This window comes from Minwuia thermotolerans, assembly GCF_002924445.1.
Lineage (GTDB): Bacteria > Pseudomonadota > Alphaproteobacteria > Minwuiales > Minwuiaceae > Minwuia > Minwuia thermotolerans.
The window spans coordinates 16,715-34,053 of sequence record NZ_PIGG01000040.1; the positions used below are offsets into that span (position 1 = coordinate 16,715).

The 17,339-nt window shown below is 68.7% G+C and carries 17 protein-coding genes; 13 read left to right on the forward strand and 4 right to left on the reverse strand.

Annotated elements, in window-relative coordinates:
- Positions 1-349 precede the first annotated feature (349 nt).
- Positions 350-1,300, reverse strand: a complete 951-nt coding sequence (locus CWC60_RS12865; protein ID WP_109794348.1) for a complex I NDUFA9 subunit family protein — start codon at positions 1,298-1,300, stop codon at positions 350-352.
- Positions 1,301-1,461: 161 nt separating this feature from the next.
- Here CWC60_RS12865 and CWC60_RS12870 point away from each other — a divergent pair, with 161 nt between their 5' ends.
- From CWC60_RS12870 to CWC60_RS12910, 9 genes are all read left to right on the forward strand, one after another.
- Entirely contained in the window at positions 1,462-2,076 is a 615-nt protein-coding gene (locus CWC60_RS12870; RefSeq protein WP_109794349.1) for a ribonuclease D, read from the forward strand.
- 112 nt (positions 2,077-2,188) lie between these two features.
- Positions 2,189-3,184 carry a KpsF/GutQ family sugar-phosphate isomerase gene (locus CWC60_RS12875; RefSeq protein WP_109794350.1) on the forward strand — a complete coding sequence of 332 codons (996 nt, stop codon included), beginning with the start codon at positions 2,189-2,191 and terminating at the stop codon, positions 3,182-3,184.
- Positions 3,181-3,846, forward strand: coding sequence for an LPS export ABC transporter periplasmic protein LptC (gene lptC, locus CWC60_RS12880; RefSeq protein WP_164516526.1), 666 nt, complete (start codon positions 3,181-3,183; stop codon positions 3,844-3,846). Before CWC60_RS12875 ends, lptC begins: the two co-directional genes overlap by 4 nt.
- Positions 3,843-4,346, forward strand: a complete 504-nt coding sequence (locus tag CWC60_RS12885) for an LptA/OstA family protein (RefSeq protein ID WP_164516527.1) — start codon at positions 3,843-3,845, stop codon at positions 4,344-4,346. Before lptC ends, CWC60_RS12885 begins: the two co-directional genes overlap by 4 nt.
- Positions 4,347-4,355: 9 nt before the next feature.
- Positions 4,356-5,129, forward strand: a complete 774-nt coding sequence (gene lptB, locus CWC60_RS12890; RefSeq protein WP_109794353.1) for an LPS export ABC transporter ATP-binding protein — start codon at positions 4,356-4,358, stop codon at positions 5,127-5,129.
- Positions 5,130-5,140: 11 nt separating this feature from the next.
- A complete protein-coding gene (gene rpoN, locus CWC60_RS12895; RefSeq protein WP_109794354.1) occupies positions 5,141-6,712 on the forward strand; it encodes an RNA polymerase factor sigma-54 in 1,572 nt (523 codons plus the stop codon).
- A gap of 106 nt (positions 6,713-6,818) precedes the next feature.
- Complete coding sequence (gene hpf, locus CWC60_RS12900; protein ID WP_109794355.1) at positions 6,819-7,397, forward strand: ribosome hibernation-promoting factor, HPF/YfiA family; 579 nt, start codon at positions 6,819-6,821, stop codon at positions 7,395-7,397.
- A 45-nt stretch (positions 7,398-7,442) separates the two neighbouring features.
- Complete coding sequence (ptsN, locus tag CWC60_RS12905) at positions 7,443-7,907, forward strand: PTS IIA-like nitrogen regulatory protein PtsN (protein WP_109794356.1); 465 nt, start codon at positions 7,443-7,445, stop codon at positions 7,905-7,907.
- 46 nt (positions 7,908-7,953) lie between these two features.
- Positions 7,954-8,949 carry a M23 family metallopeptidase gene (locus CWC60_RS12910; RefSeq protein WP_109794357.1) on the forward strand — a complete coding sequence of 332 codons (996 nt, stop codon included), beginning with the start codon at positions 7,954-7,956 and terminating at the stop codon, positions 8,947-8,949.
- On the opposite strand, the gene CWC60_RS12915 is transcribed toward CWC60_RS12910, so the two are convergent.
- Complete coding sequence (locus CWC60_RS12915) at positions 8,946-10,334, reverse strand: tetratricopeptide repeat protein (protein ID WP_109794358.1); 1,389 nt, start codon at positions 10,332-10,334, stop codon at positions 8,946-8,948. The genes CWC60_RS12910 and CWC60_RS12915 overlap by 4 nt on opposite strands.
- Positions 10,335-10,547: 213 nt before the next feature.
- Here CWC60_RS12915 and CWC60_RS12920 point away from each other — a divergent pair, with 213 nt between their 5' ends.
- From CWC60_RS12920 to CWC60_RS12935, 4 genes are all read left to right on the forward strand, one after another.
- Positions 10,548-11,474, forward strand: coding sequence for a DMT family transporter (locus CWC60_RS12920; RefSeq protein WP_109794359.1), 927 nt, complete (start codon positions 10,548-10,550; stop codon positions 11,472-11,474).
- A complete protein-coding gene (locus tag CWC60_RS12925) occupies positions 11,471-12,310 on the forward strand; it encodes an SDR family NAD(P)-dependent oxidoreductase (RefSeq protein WP_109794360.1) in 840 nt (279 codons plus the stop codon). Before CWC60_RS12920 ends, CWC60_RS12925 begins: the two co-directional genes overlap by 4 nt.
- 14 nt (positions 12,311-12,324) lie before the next feature.
- On the forward strand, positions 12,325-12,741 hold the full coding sequence (locus CWC60_RS12930) for a GFA family protein (protein ID WP_109794361.1): 417 nt from the start codon (positions 12,325-12,327) through the stop codon (positions 12,739-12,741).
- Positions 12,742-12,811: 70 nt separating this feature from the next.
- Positions 12,812-13,270, forward strand: a complete 459-nt coding sequence (locus CWC60_RS12935; protein ID WP_109794362.1) for an L-2-amino-thiazoline-4-carboxylic acid hydrolase — start codon at positions 12,812-12,814, stop codon at positions 13,268-13,270.
- Positions 13,271-13,276: 6 nt separating this feature from the next.
- Here the strand turns inward: CWC60_RS12935 and CWC60_RS12940 are convergent, their stop codons facing one another.
- Complete coding sequence (locus CWC60_RS12940; protein ID WP_109794363.1) at positions 13,277-13,885, reverse strand: gamma carbonic anhydrase family protein; 609 nt, start codon at positions 13,883-13,885, stop codon at positions 13,277-13,279.
- Positions 13,882-17,337: a chromosome segregation protein SMC gene (gene smc / locus CWC60_RS12945; RefSeq protein WP_109794364.1), complete on the reverse strand. Its 3,456-nt coding sequence runs from the start codon at positions 17,335-17,337 to the stop codon at positions 13,882-13,884. Before smc ends, CWC60_RS12940 begins: the two co-directional genes overlap by 4 nt.
- Positions 17,338-17,339 lie beyond the last annotated feature (2 nt).

Genomic DNA, 17,339 nt, shown 5'->3' on the forward strand with positions numbered 1-17,339 from the left:
TCCTTCGACTGCCTTGCTCGACGGGCCTGGCGTGCCTGTTCGAGCACGGCCGTCGTCGGCCCGACGGCGGTCGCAACTTATGCGCTTGATATGACAGGGGTGCTTCGACACGAGGCGGCGGCGTCCTGGCCACCGACTCATCCGACCTATCCCGCCCCCCTGCGCAGGCGCGTCTTGCACGCCTGCGGACGGCGGACTATGGCGATGCCCGCGCCGATTGGCAAGCACCCTGTTGTTTCTCTTCCATATACCGCCGGAGCAATATACGTCAATATTGTTGACGCGTTTGGGCAACACCCTTGCCCGCCGCCGCATCCCGGCGAGGGTGGAATTTCACGCTCCGGGCAGCTCAGCCGACATCGAGGGAGCGGATACGGCCGCCGCGGGCGTAACGCTGCAGATAGGCCGGGGCCACCGCCTCCATCAGGCTGAGATCTTCGATGCCGAGTTCGCCGAAGCCGGGATTGCCGCCCTCCACGACATTGTCGCCTTCCAGCGACTTCACCTGATCCAGCGTCAACGGCGGCGAGGGCAGCAACTGCAGCAGCGCACCCTGGATGCGGGCCACGCCGAAGGGGATGGGAACCAGCAGGCGCCGCCGTCCCGTCGCCTGCATGATGAATTCGAGGATTTCCTTGAAGGTGTAGATCCTGGGTCCGCCGAGGTCATAAGCCGCACCCGGTTCGCCCCGGCCCTGCAGCAGGGCCATGAAGGCGTCCGCGACATCGCCGACGAACACCGGCTGAAAGCGCGTCGTCCCGCCGCCGATGAGCGGCAGCACGGGCGAAAGCCGCGCCATCGCGGCGAAGCGGTTCAGGAAAGTGTCCTCCGGCCCGAAGATGACCGACGGCCGCACGATGGTCGCCGTCGGCACGGCTTCCAGCACCGCGGCCTCGCCGGCGGCCTTGGTGCGGCCGTAGAGCGAGGGACTGTCGGTGGAAACGCCCAGCGCCGACATCTGCACGAAGGTCTCGATGCCGGCCGCCGCCGCGGCCTCGGCGATGTGCTTCGGGCCCATGGCGTGCGCGGCGGCGAAGGACTGTTCACCCTGATGCAGGACGCCGACGAGATTGACCACCATGTCGGCGGTCTCCACCGCGCGCTGAACCGTCTTCGGCTTGCGGATGTTGGCGTAGAGCGGGGTGATCTGGCCGACATCGCCCATCGGCTTCAGGAACAGGGCGGCCTCCGGGTCGCGCACGGCCACCGTGACCTGGGCGCCGGCCTGAGCCAGTCGCCTGACCAGATGCCGTCCCACGAAACCCGATCCGCCGAATACCGCGACCCGCTTGCCACGCATTGCCCACTCCCGCCGTCAGGCCCTTGTTTCTCCGGCCCGGTCTACATCCACGCGCGCGCCTTGGCAATCGGGCCGCCGCCCTCTGCGGCGCTTGGCCCGGCGGCCGCCGCCATGCTATGGCGATGCCGCCGCCGATCACCGAGCCGTCAGGAGTCCGAGCCTTGGCCATCCACCTGCACCGCGACGACCTGCCCTCCGACATCAGCTTCGGCGACAGCGTCGCCATCGACACCGAGACCATGGGCCTGAACCCCATGCGCGACAGGCTCTGTCTGGTGCAGCTCTCCGCGGGCGACGGCGACGCGCATCTGGTCCAGATCCGGCCGGGCGGGCCGGAGGCCATCCATCTCAAGGCGCTGCTGTCCGACCGCTCCGTGCTGAAGATCTTCCATTTCGCCCGGTTCGACATCGCAGCGCTGCGTCAAGGCCTCGGCGCCGAGACGGCGCCGGTCTTCTGCACCAAGATCGCCAGCCGGCTGTGCCGCACCTATACCGACCGCCACGGCCTGAAGGATCTCTGCCGCGAGCTGCTGGGCGTCGACATCTCGAAGCAGCAGCAGTCCTCCGACTGGGGCGCGGAAGAACTGACCGAGGCGCAGATGGAGTACGCAGCCTCCGACGTGCTGCATCTGCATCGGCTGGTGGCGGCGCTGAGGCCGATGCTGGCGCGGGAAGGGCGGGCCGATATCGCCCAGGCCTGTTTCGACTTCCTGCCCGTGCGCGCGGCGCTGGACCTTGCGGGCTGGCCGGAGACCGACATATTTGCCCATTCATGAAGCAGACAGCTTCATCGGCAATCCATTGCCATGGCCAGCAATAGTCGCCATTATTGGCATGAATCTTGACTAGCGTCCGCCAACGGCGCGGGGACATGGAGTAGCTGATCGCATGGCCGATCAGACAAGGCCCGGAATTCCGGCAGCATCCGAGGATATCGTCGACGTCGGCCGCCGGGTCATCGAGACCGAGGCTGCTGCGCTTTCGGCCCTGGCCGATTCGCTGGGCCAGCCGTTCCGGAAGGCTGTCGGCCTCATCCTCGAGACCCAGGGCCGGGTGATCGTCACCGGCATGGGCAAGAGCGGCCATGTCGCGCGCAAGATCGCGGCGACCATGGCGTCGACGGGCACGCCGGCCTACTTCGTCCATCCCGGCGAGGCCAGCCACGGCGATCTGGGCATGGTCACGGCCGCCGACATCATGATCTGCCTCAGCAATTCCGGCGAGACCAGCGAGCTGGCCGACATGCTGGATTTCGCCGCACTAAACGACATCAGCGTCATCGCCATGGTCGGCCGCGAGAAGAGCTCGCTGGGCGACGCGGCGGACGTGGCTCTGGTGGCGCCGCCCGTCGAGGAGGCCTGCCCCAACCGGCTGGCGCCGACCACCTCGACCACCATGATGCTGGCGCTGGGCGATGCGCTGGCGGTGGCGTTGCTGGATCAGCGGCGTTTCACCGCCGACGACTTCCGCCGCTTCCATCCCGGCGGCAAGCTTGGCCGCAAGCTGCTGAAGGTCGACGACCTGATGCACACCGGCGAGCGCATGCCGTTGGTGGAGGAGGGCACAGGCATGTCCGACGCCCTGATCGTCATGACTCGGAAGAGCCTGGGCTGCGTCGGCATCGTCGACGGCGAGGGCGTCCTGAGCGGGCTGATCACCGATGGCGACCTGCGCCGCGGCATGGAGGAGAAGCGAGATCTGCTGGCCTGCCGGGTGGAGGACGTGATGACGCGCAATCCTCTCACCCTGCCGCTCGGGGCCATGGCCGCCGAGGCTGTGGGCCACATGAACCGCCGCAAGATCACCAGCCTGTTCATCGTCGATGGCAGCCGGCCGGCCGGTCTGGTCCACATACACGACTGCCTGCGGACGGGCGTACAGTGACCGATTCCGTCCTGGATCGGCAAAGACCGAAGCGCCACTGGACCGCGCAGCCGCGCCAGGATCAGGTGGGGGCGCCGTCGGCGCGCCGCAGCCGCCGGGTCGCGCTGCTGAAATACCTCCTGATCGGCGTCTCCCTGGCCTTGGTGGCGACGATCATCATCTGGCCCCAGTTCACCGAACGCCGCAACGGCCTGCCCATCGACTTCGCCGATGTCGACGTCAGCTCCCAGAGCTCCACCATGACCAACGCCCGCTTCGTCAGTGGCGGGGAACGGTCGTTCAACGTCACCGCCGACAAGGTGGTGCAGGATCCGGAGGTGCCGACGATGGTCCATCTCTCCGCCCTGGAGGGCGACACCACCACGGACGGCGGCGTCTGGATGCACATGTCGGCCCGTTCGGGCGTCTTCGACCGGGCGGCCGACCGCCTCGACCTTACGGGCGACGTTTCGCTCTATACCGACCAGGGCAACGAGATCCACAGCCCGAAGGCGACCATCGACATGGGCCGCGGCGAAGTCCGGGGCGACGACCGGGTCGCCGGCCACGGTCCCTATGGCCGCTTCCGGGCCGACAGCTTCGAGATCCTCGAGGAAGGTAACGTTCTGTTATTGCGCGGTAACGTTCAATTGGTGGTCGAGCCCAATGGAGAGAAGAATTGAGTTGGCGTCCTCTCTCATTGCTTCTGGCGCTGACGCTGCTGTCGTCGCCCCTGGCCGCCCAGCAGGCGCTGCAGCGCGATCCCGACGCCCCGATCGAGATCGAGGCGGACAACCTGGAGGTCCGGCGTGATCAGCAGATCGCCATCTTCACCGGCAATGTGGATGCCGTGCAGGGCGGCATGACCCTCAGGACGGACGAGCTGCGCGTCAGCTACCGCGAGGGCGACTCCGGCGGCGCGGATGTCGGCGGCGCCATCTCGAAGCTCGAGGCCGTGGGCAGCGTCGTGGTGCTGACCTCGCGCGAGCGCGCGACCGGCCGCCGCGGCGTCTACGACGTGGACGCCGGCCGCATACGGCTGGAAGGCGGCGTGCAGCTTTTCCGCGAAGACAACGTCCTGACCGGCCAGACCCTGGTGATGGACCTGAACACGGGCGTCTCCACCCTCGACGCCGAGCGCGGCGGCCGGGTCAAGGGCATCTTCCGGCCTGAGGGGGATTAGCTCCACGTCATGGCGACCCGCAACGACATCGATCAGGAACGGCCGCGTCTGGTGCACCAGAACCCGGGACTCAGCGCCCGTAATCTGGGCAAGCGCTACAAGAAGCGCCCGGTGCTGCGTGACGTTTCCATCGGTGTGCAGCGCGGCGAGGCGGTCGGCTTGCTGGGCCCCAACGGCGCCGGCAAGACCACGTGCTTCTACATCATCACCGGCCTGATCTCGGCCGACTACGGCCAGATCAGCCTGGATGGCCACGACATCACCACCCTGCCCATGTACCGCCGGGCGCGGCTGGGGATCGGCTACCTGCCCCAGGAGGCGTCGATCTTCCGCGGCATGACCGTGGAGGAGAACATCCGCGCCGTGCTCGAGGTGGTGGAACGCGAACGCGATCAGCGCGAGCAGATGCTCGAGGATCTGCTGGCGGAGTTCACCCTGACCCATCTGCGGCGAACGCCGTCGGTGGCGCTGTCGGGCGGCGAAAGACGTCGCGTGGAGATCGCCCGCGCCCTGGCCTCGCAGCCGTCCTTCATGCTGCTCGACGAGCCCCTGGCCGGCATCGACCCCATCGCGGTGGGCGAAATCCGCGACCTCGTCTTCCACCTCAAGGATCGCGGCCTCGGCGTGCTGATCACCGACCACAATGTCCGCGAGACCCTCGATCTGATCGACCGCGCCTACATCCTGCATGACGGCCGGGTCCTGATGGAGGGAACGCCCGACGACATCGTCAATCATGACGACGTGCGCCGGGTCTATCTCGGCGAACGGTTCCGCCTCTAGGATTCCGCGCGATGGCCCTCTCCACGCGACTCGAGCTCCGGCAGAGCCAGAATCTGGTGATGACGCCGCAGCTGCAGCAGGCGATCAAGCTGCTGCAGCTCAACAACATCGAGCTGAGCGCCTTCGTCGAGCAGGAGCTGGAGCGCAATCCGCTGTTGGACGACTCGGGCCCCGATGCGCCGGAGCCGGACAACCGACCCGAGTCCGATTCGGCGGACGCCGGCGGCGACGGCTTCGGCGACGAGCCTCTGAGCGAGATGTCGATCGACGCGGAGAAGGGCGGCGGCGCGGAGGCGGAGTCTGCCCTCGACGCCGGCTATGACGACGTCCATGGCAACGACAGCCCCTCCGACCGGTTGAGCGAAACGCCCGCCGGCGGCGGCGATATCGGCGACAGCGGTGGCGGAAGTCTCGGCCAGATCGGCGGCGGCGGCTCGCACAAGTTCGACGACATGGATCTGAGCCTGGAGAACACGCTCAGCAATTCCGAATCGCTCCGCGACCACCTCACGGCGCAGCTCAACCTGGCGCCGGCTTCGGTCGAGGCGCGGCTGATCGCGGCGGCGATCATCGATTCCATCGACGAGGACGGCTATTTCCGCGAGGACATCGAGGAAATGGCCGAGCGGCTCGGCTGTGCGCCCGCGGCGGTCGAAGACGCGCTGGCGCTGGTGCAGGCCTTCGACCCCACCGGCGTCGCCGCCCGCGACCTCGCGGAGTGTCTGGCGCTGCAGTTGCAGGAACTCGACCGCTACGATCCGGCGATGAAGGCCCTGGTCGGCCGTCTCGACCTGCTGGCCAGACAGGACTACCCGGCGCTGTTGCGCGAATGCGGGGTCGACGGGGAAGACCTGACGGACATGATCCGGGAACTGAAACGCCTCGACCCGCGACCCGGGCGGCAGTTCGAGACCGAAGAGGCGCAGACGGCGATCCCCGACGTCCTGCTGCGCCAGAAGCCCGACGGCGGCTGGCAGATCGAACTCAACCCCGAGACCCTGCCCAGGGTGCTGGTCAACAACCGCTACTACGCCGAGATCAGCGCCGCCACCAGGACAGCGCAGGACAAGACCTATCTGACCGACTGCTTCAACAACGCCAACTGGCTGGTGAAGTCCCTGGAGCAACGGGCCAACACGATCATGAAGGTGGCGACCGAACTGGTGCGCCAGCAGGATGGATTCTTCGCCCACGGCGTCCAGCACCTCAGGCCGCTCAACCTGCGCACCATCGCCGACGCGATCGGCATGCACGAGAGCACGGTCAGCCGCGTGACCTCGAACAAGTACATCGGCACGCCACGCGGCATCTTCGAGATGAAATACTTCTTCACCGCCTCGATCCCGGCGACCGACGGCGGCGCATCCCATTCCGCCGAGGCCGTGCGTCACCGCATCAAGGACCTGATCGAGGTAGAGACGCCGGAGGCCGTGCTTTCCGACGACCGGATCGTCGAGATACTGCGCGCCGACGGCGTCGACATCGCCCGGCGTACGGTGGCAAAATACCGCGAAGCCCTGCGGATTCCGTCGTCGGTCCAGCGGCGCCGGATGAAGCGGATGCAGCTCGACATGGCGCGCTGATACCCAGCTTGACTTGTCATGCGGCCCTACCTAAGGTCCGCGCCGCTTCGAGCGCCGGCTCCGACCATCGAGTTCGACAGACCTGTACCGGCCAAGAAGGGGTACCATGCACATCACCATTCAGGGCAAGCACATCGACCTTGGCGACGCGCTCCGCCAGCGCGTGACCGAGCGGCTGGAAGCCGCCGTGGGGAAGTATTTCGGCGACGCCATCGAGGGCAGCGCCACCTTCGCCAAGGACTCGGGCGATATCCGCGTCGACTGCCAGGTGCACGTGGGCCAGGACATTTATCTGAAGAGCCGCGGCAGCGCCGCCGACGCCCACAGCGCCTTCGATGACGCCGCCAACAGGATCGAGAAACAGCTTCGGCGCTACAAGCGCCGCCTGCGCGACCACCACGCCCGCCAGCATCAGCTCGGGCAGCCGGCAAGAGCCGCACAGGACTACGTCATCGCCGCGCAGACGGAAGACGAGGAGCCCGAGGCCGACCGCGGCGAACATCCCGCCGTCATCGCCGAGACCCGCGCCTACATTCCCTCCTGCACGGTCAGCGACGCCGTCATGCGCATGGACCTGGCCGACAGCCCCGTGATGATGTTCCGCAATCTCGGCAATGACCGGCTGAACGTCGTGTACCGCCGCCCGGACGGCAATATCGGCTGGATCGATCCCAGCGACGGCTGACGGGCCCGTTTCCGGCCTTCGCCTCGACAACACAAGGTGAGCGTAGTGGATATCTCCGATATTCTGGTTTCAGACGCCGTGGTCATCGACCTCAGGGCAGGCAGCAAGAAGCACGTGCTTCAGGAACTCGCCCGACTGGCGGCCGGCCAGACAAACCTGCACGAGCGGCGCATCTTCGACGTGCTGCTGGAACGCGAACGTTTGGGAACGACCGGCGTCGGCGACGGCGTCGCCATTCCCCACGGTCGGATCGGGGAGGTCGACCACATCACCGGCCTGTTCGCCCGTCTGAAGGAACCGGTCGATTTCGACGCCGTCGACGGCAAGCCTGTCGACCTGCTGTTCCTGCTGCTGGCGCCGGAGCAGGCCGGCGCCGACCACCTGAAGGCGCTGTCGAAGATCTCGCGTCTGTTGCGCGACAAGGACAAGTGCGAGAAGCTTCGCGGGGCGAAGTCGGCGGACGCGGTCTACGCGGTCCTGGCCAGCGGATCGGCCTCCCAGGCGGCCTGAAGCAGCCGCGGATCCCGCGCGATCCGCCAGATCGCGTGAGGTGTGCATGATCGGTCGGCTTCTTCTTCTCCTCGGCCTGGCGGCGGCGCCCGCGTTGGCGGCGGCCGCGGATGAACCGACGCTGGGGCTGCCGTTGCGTTGCGAACTCAACCGCACCTGTTTCATCCAGCAGTTCATGGACATCGATCCCGGCCCGGATGCGGCCGACTACACCTGCGGTCCGCTCACCTATGAGGGCCACAAGGGCACGGATTTCCGGCTGATCGACCGTCAAGCCATGCGCGACGGCGTCGAAGTCATCGCCGCGCTGGGCGGCGTCGTCCGCGGCACGCGCGACGGCATGGCCGATATCGACATCGCCTCGATCGGCGGCCGCGAGGCGGTTCAGGGTCGCGAATGCGGCAACGGCGTCGTCATCGACCACACGGGCGGCTGGCAGACCCAGTACTGCCACATGCGCGAAGGCTCGCTCAGGGTCCGCACCGGACAGCGCGTCGAGAAGGGCCAGACGCTCGGCCTTGTCGGCATGTCCGGCGCCGCGCAGTTCCCCCATGTCCATCTGGCGGTGCGCAAGGACGGCGCCGATGTCGACCCCTTCCGCGGCGTCGAGCCGGAGATTCAGTGCGGCGGCGACTACAACGGACTCTGGGATCGGGAACTCACCGCCCAGCTCGACTACCGTCCGGGCGGCATTCTGAGCGCCGGCCTCTATGGCAATGCGCCCCAGTACATCGACGTCAAGGAGGGCCGCGCCAAGGTGGCCCGGATCGAGCCGGGCAGCCCTGCGCTGGTGGTCTGGTTCCACGTCTTCGGCATCCGCGAGGGCGACGTCATGCGCTTGCAGATCGAAAGCCCGGATGGCGGCGCCTTCCACGATGACACCCGCCCCGCGCACCCCAAGAACCAGGCGCAGTACTTCGCCTTTTCCGGCCGCCGCGCGCCCGACGGCGGTTTGAAACCCGGCGTCTACAGCGGCCGGGTCCAGATGCTCCGCGACGGCCGCGTCTACGACGCACGCCAGGTCTCGGTCGAGGTGCGCTAGGCGGCCAGGCGCGCCATTTCCGCCCGCGCGGCACGCGCGCCCTCGGCGTCGCCGCAGAGGTCCAGCGCGTCGGCGTAGCGCCGCCAGCCATAGGCGCTGGTCGCCTTGGCGTCGACCCGCTCGGCCGCCAGCGCCCGCGCCAGCGCCCCCTTGCCGGCCGCCAGCGCGCTTTCCAGCAGCGTGCGTTCGAAGACGTCGCGCTGGGCGTGGCTGCCACCCACCAGCGCGATGTCCTCGCGGACCGGCAGCAGCGTGTCCAGCACCTGCTGGTGGCGACCGGCTCGGGCGGCCACAACCGCCTCTGCCAGCGGCAGGCCGATCCGGCGGTAGACCTCGCCCTGGCTGGAAAAGTCGCCGTCAGAAGCGTCGCGCATGGCCGCGATCATGTCCTTCGCCTCGGCCTCGCGCCCGGCGGCGGCCAGCGCCATGACATAGTGCATGTCGGCAAAACACAGGATGTGGTCGTGGACGCGCTCCGCGGAGCGGTCGGCAAGTTCGTCCCAGCGGCCGCCGACGTTCACGCCCTCCTGCTCCAGCCGCCAGAGCATGGCGACGCCGTTGGTGATGTCGAGATACTCATCGGTGCTCTCGGCCCTCACGGCCCGGTCGTAGAGCGCCAGCACCTCGTCGTGCTCGCCCAGCTCCAGATGGTAGAGGCAACGGTGCCACCAGACATGGAAGCGGAAATTGTTGGTCCGGTTCCAGTCGGCCTCGTTGGCGCGGATCCACCCGATGCCCTCGCGGTGGCGGCCCTGCATCTCCATGGCGTGGGCGACGGCGTGGGTCGCCCAGATGTCGGCCGGATTCATCTCCACGGCCATGCGGCCGTGTCGCTCCGCGTTCGCATAGTCGCCCGATTCTTCACAGGAGAAGGCGTGGACGCCGTGGATGAAGCCCGCGCCGGGCAGATCCCGCCCGGCCCAGTCGCGGATGACGCGCGCTGACTGCCGGCGCATGGCCGTGCCGCCGCGCATGTAAAAGCTGGTGTAATGCGCCAGACGGATTGCCATGGGATCGAACGGCCAGTCGAGCATGACCGCTTCCCAGGCGTCGTTGGCGCCCTGCATGTCGCCGTCGACCCAGAGATCGAGGGCGCGGAAATGAAGCCTCTCGCGGGCGTTGAGCGCGCCGCCTTCGGCCATCGGCAGCAACCGCTCGCGGGTCTCGGCCGCCTTGCGCGCCAGCGCCGGATGACAGAACAGAAGGAAGAAATAGCCGCGGTAGATCAGCGCCAGCGGCATCTCCGGATCGGCGGTCAGCGCCGCCTTCAGATGCGCGCCGGTGTCGAGGCGGAATCCCATATAGGCCAGCGCCGTCTCGTCCAGCGCCCGCGCCGCCTCAGCGCTCGCCGCGGTGACCGCGTTGCCCCAGGCATCCTCTTCCATCGCACCCTCCCAGCTGCCGAACGCTTGCAGCCTAGTACATCGGTCGACCATGCGGAACAGAGGGGACGATCCCCCGCCCCATCCCTCCCCCTTGGTCAAGGGGGAGGGGTGTTTCCACAACAGTGGAAACGGGAGGGGGTTCTCAGCATTGCCGCCATGCATGACCGGGATTCGTGATGACACGCCGCGGGCGAGCGGCGAGACTTCCCGCCCATGACTGCCGCCGCCGATCCACCCGACGTCCTGCACCGGGTCCTGCCCCATATCGCGCTGTTCTTCGCCGTGGTCTTCCTCGGCACATCCTTCGTCGCGGCACGCGCGATCATGGCGGACCACGAAGGACCGGCGACGCTGGGGCTCGCGCGATATGTCCTGGGCGCCCTGACGCTGCTGCCCTTCGCGCTCGCGCTCTCCAAATGGCGGATCGGCCCGAAGGCGCTGGCCCTGTCGCTCGTCCTCGGCATGCTGCAATTCGGCCTTTTCCACCTGTTCGTGAACACGGCGCTGCAGCAGATCCCGGCGGCGCGCGGCGCGGTGATCTTCGCGCTGATCCCGATCCTGACCATGCTGATCGCCGCCGCCGGCGGGCGCGACCGGCTGTCATGGGTAATGACGGCCGCCGCCGTCCTCTCCTTCGCCGGGGTGGCGCTCGCGGTGGGGGAGGCGGCATTCCGCCCCGCCGTCGGCGGCCACAGCTTCCTGGGCGAGGCGCTGTTCTTTCTCGCCGTCTGCTGCGGCGCGACCTACAACGCCTTCTCCGCGCGGCTCTACCAGAACCATTCCCTGTTCGCGATCTCGATCCTGACCATGACCGGCGGCTGCCTGTTCCTGCTGCCCTGGTCGCTGGCCGAGGGACCCGCGGACGTGCTCGCGACCTACACGGGCGACGACTGGCTGTGGTTCGCCTGGCTCGCCGTCTTCGGCGGCGCCGGCTCCATGGGCCTGTTCAATTACGGCCTGAGACGGCTTTCACCCACCCGCGCGGCCATCTACGTGCCACTCAGCCCCATCGCCGCGACCGCCGCGGGCGCCGTGCTGCTGGGCGAGACCATCACGCCGCTGTTCCTTGTCGGTCTCGCCTGCGCCGTCGCCGGGCCGTTCCTGGTCGCCTATAGTCGGAGAAGGGAGGCGCGCACATGAACACATCGGAGAACAAGGTCGCCATCGTCACCGGCGCGGCCCGCTATCGCGGCATCGGGCGGGCCATTGCGCTCCGGCTGGCGCAGGACGGCTTCGACGTCGTGGTCTCGGCGCGCAAGGCCGATCCGTCGACCTTTCCGGAACACGAACGCGCCATGGACTGGCAGGGCGCCGAGAGCCTGGCCGAGGAAATCCGGGCGATGGACCGGCGGGCGCTGGCCGTCGACTGCGACGTCACCAACCAGAAGCAGGTCGACGCCATGATCGCGGCGACCCTGACAGAGTTCGGGCGGCTCGACGCCGTGATCAACAATGCCGGCGTGCCCAGCGGCGCGGGCGACACGCCGATCCTGGAGATCGACGACGCCGAATGGCTGCGGACGGTCGACGTCAATCTGAACGGCGTCTACCGGGTCTCGAAGGCCGCGGCGCAGGCCATGGTCGAGGCGGGCAACGGCGGCGCCATCGTCAACCTGTCGTCGACCGCCGGCCGGGTGGGGATGCCGAACTACGGCGCCTACAGCGCCACCAAGTTCGCCGTGATCGGCCTGACCCAGCAGATGGCAGTCGAGCTGGCGCCCCACGGCATCAGGGTGAACTGCATCTGCCCGGGCTCGACCGACACCGACATGATGGACGGCACCTTCCGCCGCACCGCCGGCCGCGCCGGCACCGAGTTCGAGCGGATCAAGAAAGGCGTGCGCCGCCAGATCCCGCTCGGCCGCCAGGGCGACGTCGCCGAGCAGGCTTCGGCCGTGTCGTTCCTCGTCGGCCCGGACGCCAGCTACGTCACCGGACAGACGCTGAACGTCGACGGCGGGCTGAGAATGGATTGAGGGGGGCAGGAGAGATGAAGATCGACGGCGGCTGCCTCTGCGGCCATATCACCTACGAGGCGGATATCGACCCGGAAAAGGTCGGCGTCTGCCACTGCACCGACTGCCAGATCAACTCCGGCACGGCCTTCCGCGTCGCGGTCATGGTGCCGCGGGAGAACCTGCGCATTCTCACCGGCGAGATGAAGGTCTACGTCAAGACCGCCGAGAGTGGGAACAGGCGCGCGCTGTCCTTCTGCCCCGAATGCGGCACCTCGATCCACGGCGGCAATGTCGACGGCACGGGGCCGGTCTCGCTGCGCATCGGCACGTCGCGGCAGCGCGCCGAACTGCCGCCGCGGACGCAGATATGGTGCCGCTCCGCCCTGCCCTGGGTCGACGATCTGGGCGCGGTGCGGAAGATCGAGATGCAGGGCCGCCCGCCCCGCTGACGGCGTTTGGCCCCGCTTCCGCAATCGTCTACCCTGATGCCGCCGGGGAAAGCGATTGGGGAGCCATGCCATGAAACCGTCGATACTCGAAGCCACCAAGATCCAGGCCAGGATGCTCATTCCAGTGGTGAAAAGGCTGGAACAGGAACTCGGCAAGGAAGAGGCGCACCGCATCGTCGGCGAAGCCATCGCCCAGAATTATGTCGCCTGGCGCGAGAAGCTGGGTTTTGTCGAGGACAGCCATCCTTCAGAAGAACACGGCGAAGGCGGCAATGCGCCGGCCTTCCCCGTCGAGCAGGAAGTGGTCGAGAATACGCCCGACGCCTATGGCCACAACATCACCGGCTGCGCCTTCGCCGACTGGTTCCGCGCGATCGGGGAGCCCGAGATCGGCGCGCTGATGACCTGCGGCGTCGACTTCGCTGCGGAAGAACGCATCCGGCCGGGCTGGGAATTCACCCGCACCCAGACCCGGATGCAGGGCGCGCCGCACTGCGACTTCCGCTGGCGGCGCAAGACGGCCGGATAAGCGCGCTCAACCTACCTCGACGTCATCGCGATGGCCGGCGAGGCGGGCGGCATATTTCGGCATGACGTCGGGCATCATCGATCCGCCCGGCGGCGGCCGGCCGACGCCGAACACCACCTTCGGAAAATCCAGATCCTTCTGGACTGCCCAGATGGCGTCATGCTCCACCGGCGGCAGGATCCGGGCCGGATCGCCGACCGCCACCCAGCCGATGGGGACGGTCGCGCCCTCGGCCAGCACCGTGCGGATGTGGACCACGCCGTTGATGCGGACCTCCGCGCCTGCGCCGATCACCGCGCCGTTGAAGACCGATGCCCCCGTGGCGATGAAGACGTTGTGGCCGACCCGGCAGCCGGTCAGACAGGCGCGCGGGCCGACGAGGACGTTGTCGCCGATGACGAGGGCCGCGCCGCGCACGCCGCGCAGCACAGCGGTATCCATGATCACGCAGTTGGCGCCGACGGCGATCGGGCCCGATTCGGCGGTCAGCACCGCACCGAAGCCGACGGAGGTGTTGGCGCCCACGGTGACGTCGCCGCAGATGACGGCATTCGGTGCGATCCGCGCCAAGGGATCGATCCGGGGCGCCTTGCCCTCGTGCTCCAGCAGCGTCATGCGGACTCCCTGAGCGCCGCCGCCTGGGCGAGGTCGACGGAGACCAGCTGGCTCACGCCGCGCTCGGCCATGGTGACGCCGAACAGCCGGTCCATCCGCGCCATGGTGATCGGGTTGTGGGTGATCACCAGAAAACGCGTGCCGCCATGGCCGGCGAGTTCATCCAGCAGGTCGGCGAGGCGCTCCACATTGGAATCGTCCAGCGGCGCGTCGATTTCGTCGAGCACGCAGATCGGCGCCGGGTTGGTCAGGAAGACCGCAAACAGCAGCGCCGTCGCCGTCAGCGCCTGCTCGCCGCCCGAGAGCAGGGTCAGGATCTGCATGCGCTTGCCCGGCGGGCTCGCCATGATCTCCAGCCCGGCCTCCAGCGGATCGTCGGCCTCGGTCAGGGCCAGCCGCGCCTCGCCGCCGCCGAAGACCCGGCGGAACAGCTTCTCGAAATGCTTGTTGACGGTCTCGAAGGCTTCCAGCAACCGCGCCCGGGCTTCCCGGTTCAGACTGCCGATGCCCTGGCGCAGGCGCTGGATCGCGCCTTCCAGGTCGGCCCGCTCGGCGGCCAGGGTGTCCAGCTTCTCCTGCACCTCCTGGGATTCGATCTCGGCCCGCAGGTTCACCGGACCCATGTTCTCGCGCTCCCGGCGCAGCCGCTCGATCTTCCGCTCGCAGTCGTCCAGCGGCGGCAGTTCGGCGTCGGGCTCCAGACCCGCGACCTCGAGCACCTTCTGCGGCGGGCACTCCATGGCCTCGCGGACTTCCCGGGTCAGACGCTCGATCGCCTCGCGGGCATGTTCGGCGGCGGCTTCGCGGCGGACCAGGTCCTCGCGCGCCGCCTGCACCGTCGCCTGGACCTGTTTCAGCGCCCGGTCGGCCTCGGCCAGTTCGGTCTGGGCGGCGGCGAGGCGCTCGACGGCGCCGGCCCGCGCCTGCTCCGCCTCGGTGATCCTGCCCCCCAGTTCCACGCGCCGGGCGGCGATCTCCTCGGGACGATGCTTCAGATCCTCGATCGCCTGTGCGGAGGCATCGCGGCGCTCGGCGAGTTGCGCCATGCCCCGGGCCGCCTCGTCGGCGCGCTTCTGCCAGTCCTCCCGATCGCGGACGATCTCCTCAAGCCGGCGGCGGCGGAAGCGGCGTTCGCGCTCGATTCGATCCTGGGTCTGGCGCGCCTGATCAAGCGCTTCGCGGGCCTGCCGGACAGCCTCGCGGCGTTCGTTCGATTCCCGTTCGGCCGTATCGACCGCCGGCAGGCCGGCCATCTCCTTCTGCAGCGCAACACGGGAGCCGGCGGCCTCGGCAAGTTCGGTCTTCAGCGCTTCGAGCATGGAGCCCAGCCGGTCGCGCTTCTGGCGCTCGGCCTCGGCCTGCCGGCGCAGCACATCCAGTTCCCGCCCCGCCTCCGTGAAGCGGGCCTCGGCGTCCTTGCGTCTGGCCCGGGCAGCCCGCTCGGCCTCGATGGCGCGGGCGACGGCGTTGCGGGCGGTGTTCATCGCGGCTTCGGCCCCGGTCACCGCCTCGGCGGCGGGTTGGCGGTCGGTCTTCAGGGCCGCCAGCCGGTTCTGCTGCTCCAGCCGGATGGCGCCGGCGGCCTGCTTGCCCGCGCGGCGGCGGTAGCCGTCCCACCGCCAGAGATCGCCCGCGCGGCTCACCAGCCGCTGACCGGGTTTCAGTTCCGCCGCCAGTGCTTCGCCGGCTTCGATATCCTGCACAACGCCCGTTGCCGCCAGCCGCCGCGCCAGCGCTGCCGGTCCCTCGACCTCTTCAGCCAGCGCCGGGACGCCGCCGGGCAGCGAGCCCGCGTCCAGAGGGGCCATCTCGTCCCAGCGTGATGCGGCCTCACGCTCCAATCCTCCGTCCACGCCTTCGCCCAGCGCCGCGGCGAATGCGTTCTCGAAGCCGGCGGCGACCTTCACCAAGTCGATGATGCGCACATGGCTCGACGGCTTCTCCTTCGCCAGCAGCCGCTCCAGCGTCGCCATCTCCGTTTCCAGCGCCGACAGCCGCCCCCTGGCCGCGCGCTCGGCCTCGGCGGCGCCATCAAGCCGCTTCTCCGCTTCTGCACGGGCTGTCTCGGCATTCTCGGTATCTGCGCCCGCACCGTCGGCGATCGCCCGCTGCTCGGCCTGAACCTTCTCCAGCGCGTCAAGCCGCTCGTCGAAGCCGCCGGTGACGGCCTGTGCCAGGTCGCGATCGGCATTGGCGATGCGGCGATCAAGCTCGCCCTTGCGGCGGCCCTGCTCGTCGAGCTGCCGCGCCAGCGCACCGCGCCGCGCCTTCAGTTCGGCCAGGCGCTCGGTCGCCTCGGCCAGGCCCGCTTCGGCGGCTTCGACGGCCTGAGCGGCATCGCGGGCCTTCGCCGCCGCGGCCTCCAGCGCCGCGTCCTCGCCCTCCGAAGCGTCCTTCAGGTCTTCCGCTTCCCGGTCCAGTTCCTTCAGCCGGTCGAGCGCATCCTGGCGGCGGGCTTCCTCGCGGGCGATATCGCCGTCGGACTGCGCGAGACGGTCCCTGAGATTGGCCACTGTCTCGTTGAGCCGCGCTTCCTCGTCATCGAGCTTTTCGCGCCCCGCCAGCAGCCGCTGCAGTGCGGCCGCCGTCTCCGCCTCCCGCTGGCGCAGCGGCTCGATCCGTGCGGCCTGCTCGGCCTGCACGGCGCTGGCGGCAGCCGCGCTCCGCGTCGCCTCGTTGACCGCGCGTTGCGCGTCTTCCAGCGCGCTGCGGGCCGCGTTCATCTCTTCCAGGGCAGCCGTGAAGCGCAGGTGATGGATCATACCCTCAACCTGGCGGATCTGCGCCGAGAGGTTGCGGTAGCGCGAGGCCTGCCGGGCCTGCTTCTTCAGATTGCCGAGTTGCTGCTCAAGCTGGCTGGTGACGTCGTCCAGCCGCTCGAGGTTGGTCTCGGCTCCCCGGAGACGGAGTTCCGCTTCATGCCGCCGCGAATGCAGCCCGGTTATGCCGGCGGCCTCCTCCAGCAGCAGGCGGCGTTCCTGCGGCTTGGCGCCGATCAGCGCCCCGACCCGGCCCTGGCTGACGATCGCGGTCGAGCGCGCACCGGTCGCCATGTCGGCGAACAGGAGCTGCACGTCCTTGGCGCGCACCGGCCCGCCATTGATGCGGTAGTCCGAGCCGTGCTCGCGGGTGATCTTCCGCGTGATGGCGAGTTCGGGATGCTCGGCGTAGTCGGGCGGGCCGTCGCGGCCTGCATTGTCCAGCGTGACCTGCACTTCCGCCTGGTTGCGCGCCGGCCGCGTCGCCGAGCCGGCGAATATGACGTCGTCCATCTCGCCGCCGCGCATGTTCTTGGGCGAGGTCTCGCCCATCACCCAGCGCAGGGCCTCGACCAGGTTGGACTTGCCGCAGCCATTGGGGCCCACCACGCCGGTCATGCCCGGCGCGATGGAGAGCTCCGTCGATTCGACGAAAGACTTGAATCCGACCAGTCTGAGCTTGGTGAATTGCAACG

Coding starts and splice junctions, on each gene's coding strand:
- CWC60_RS12910 (WP_109794357.1), top strand. CDS start 7,954: ATGATCGGTCGGCTTCTTCTTCTCCTCGGCCTGGCGGCGGCGCCCGCG.
- lptB (WP_109794353.1), top strand. CDS start 4,356: ATGGCGACCCGCAACGACATCGATCAGGAACGGCCGCGTCTGGTGCAC.
- CWC60_RS12920 (WP_109794359.1), top strand. CDS start 10,548: ATGACTGCCGCCGCCGATCCACCCGACGTCCTGCACCGGGTCCTGCCC.
- CWC60_RS12875 (WP_109794350.1), top strand. CDS start 2,189: ATGGCCGATCAGACAAGGCCCGGAATTCCGGCAGCATCCGAGGATATC.
- CWC60_RS12930 (WP_109794361.1), top strand. CDS start 12,325: ATGAAGATCGACGGCGGCTGCCTCTGCGGCCATATCACCTACGAGGCG.
- CWC60_RS12865 (WP_109794348.1), bottom strand. CDS start 1,300: ATGCGTGGCAAGCGGGTCGCGGTATTCGGCGGATCGGGTTTCGTGGGA.
- CWC60_RS12915 (WP_109794358.1), bottom strand. CDS start 10,334: ATGGAAGAGGATGCCTGGGGCAACGCGGTCACCGCGGCGAGCGCTGAG.
- CWC60_RS12940 (WP_109794363.1), bottom strand. CDS start 13,885: ATGACGCTGCTGGAGCACGAGGGCAAGGCGCCCCGGATCGATCCCTTG.
- rpoN (WP_109794354.1), top strand. CDS start 5,141: ATGGCCCTCTCCACGCGACTCGAGCTCCGGCAGAGCCAGAATCTGGTG.
- CWC60_RS12935 (WP_109794362.1), top strand. CDS start 12,812: ATGAAACCGTCGATACTCGAAGCCACCAAGATCCAGGCCAGGATGCTC.
- CWC60_RS12925 (WP_109794360.1), top strand. CDS start 11,471: ATGAACACATCGGAGAACAAGGTCGCCATCGTCACCGGCGCGGCCCGC.
- hpf (WP_109794355.1), top strand. CDS start 6,819: ATGCACATCACCATTCAGGGCAAGCACATCGACCTTGGCGACGCGCTC.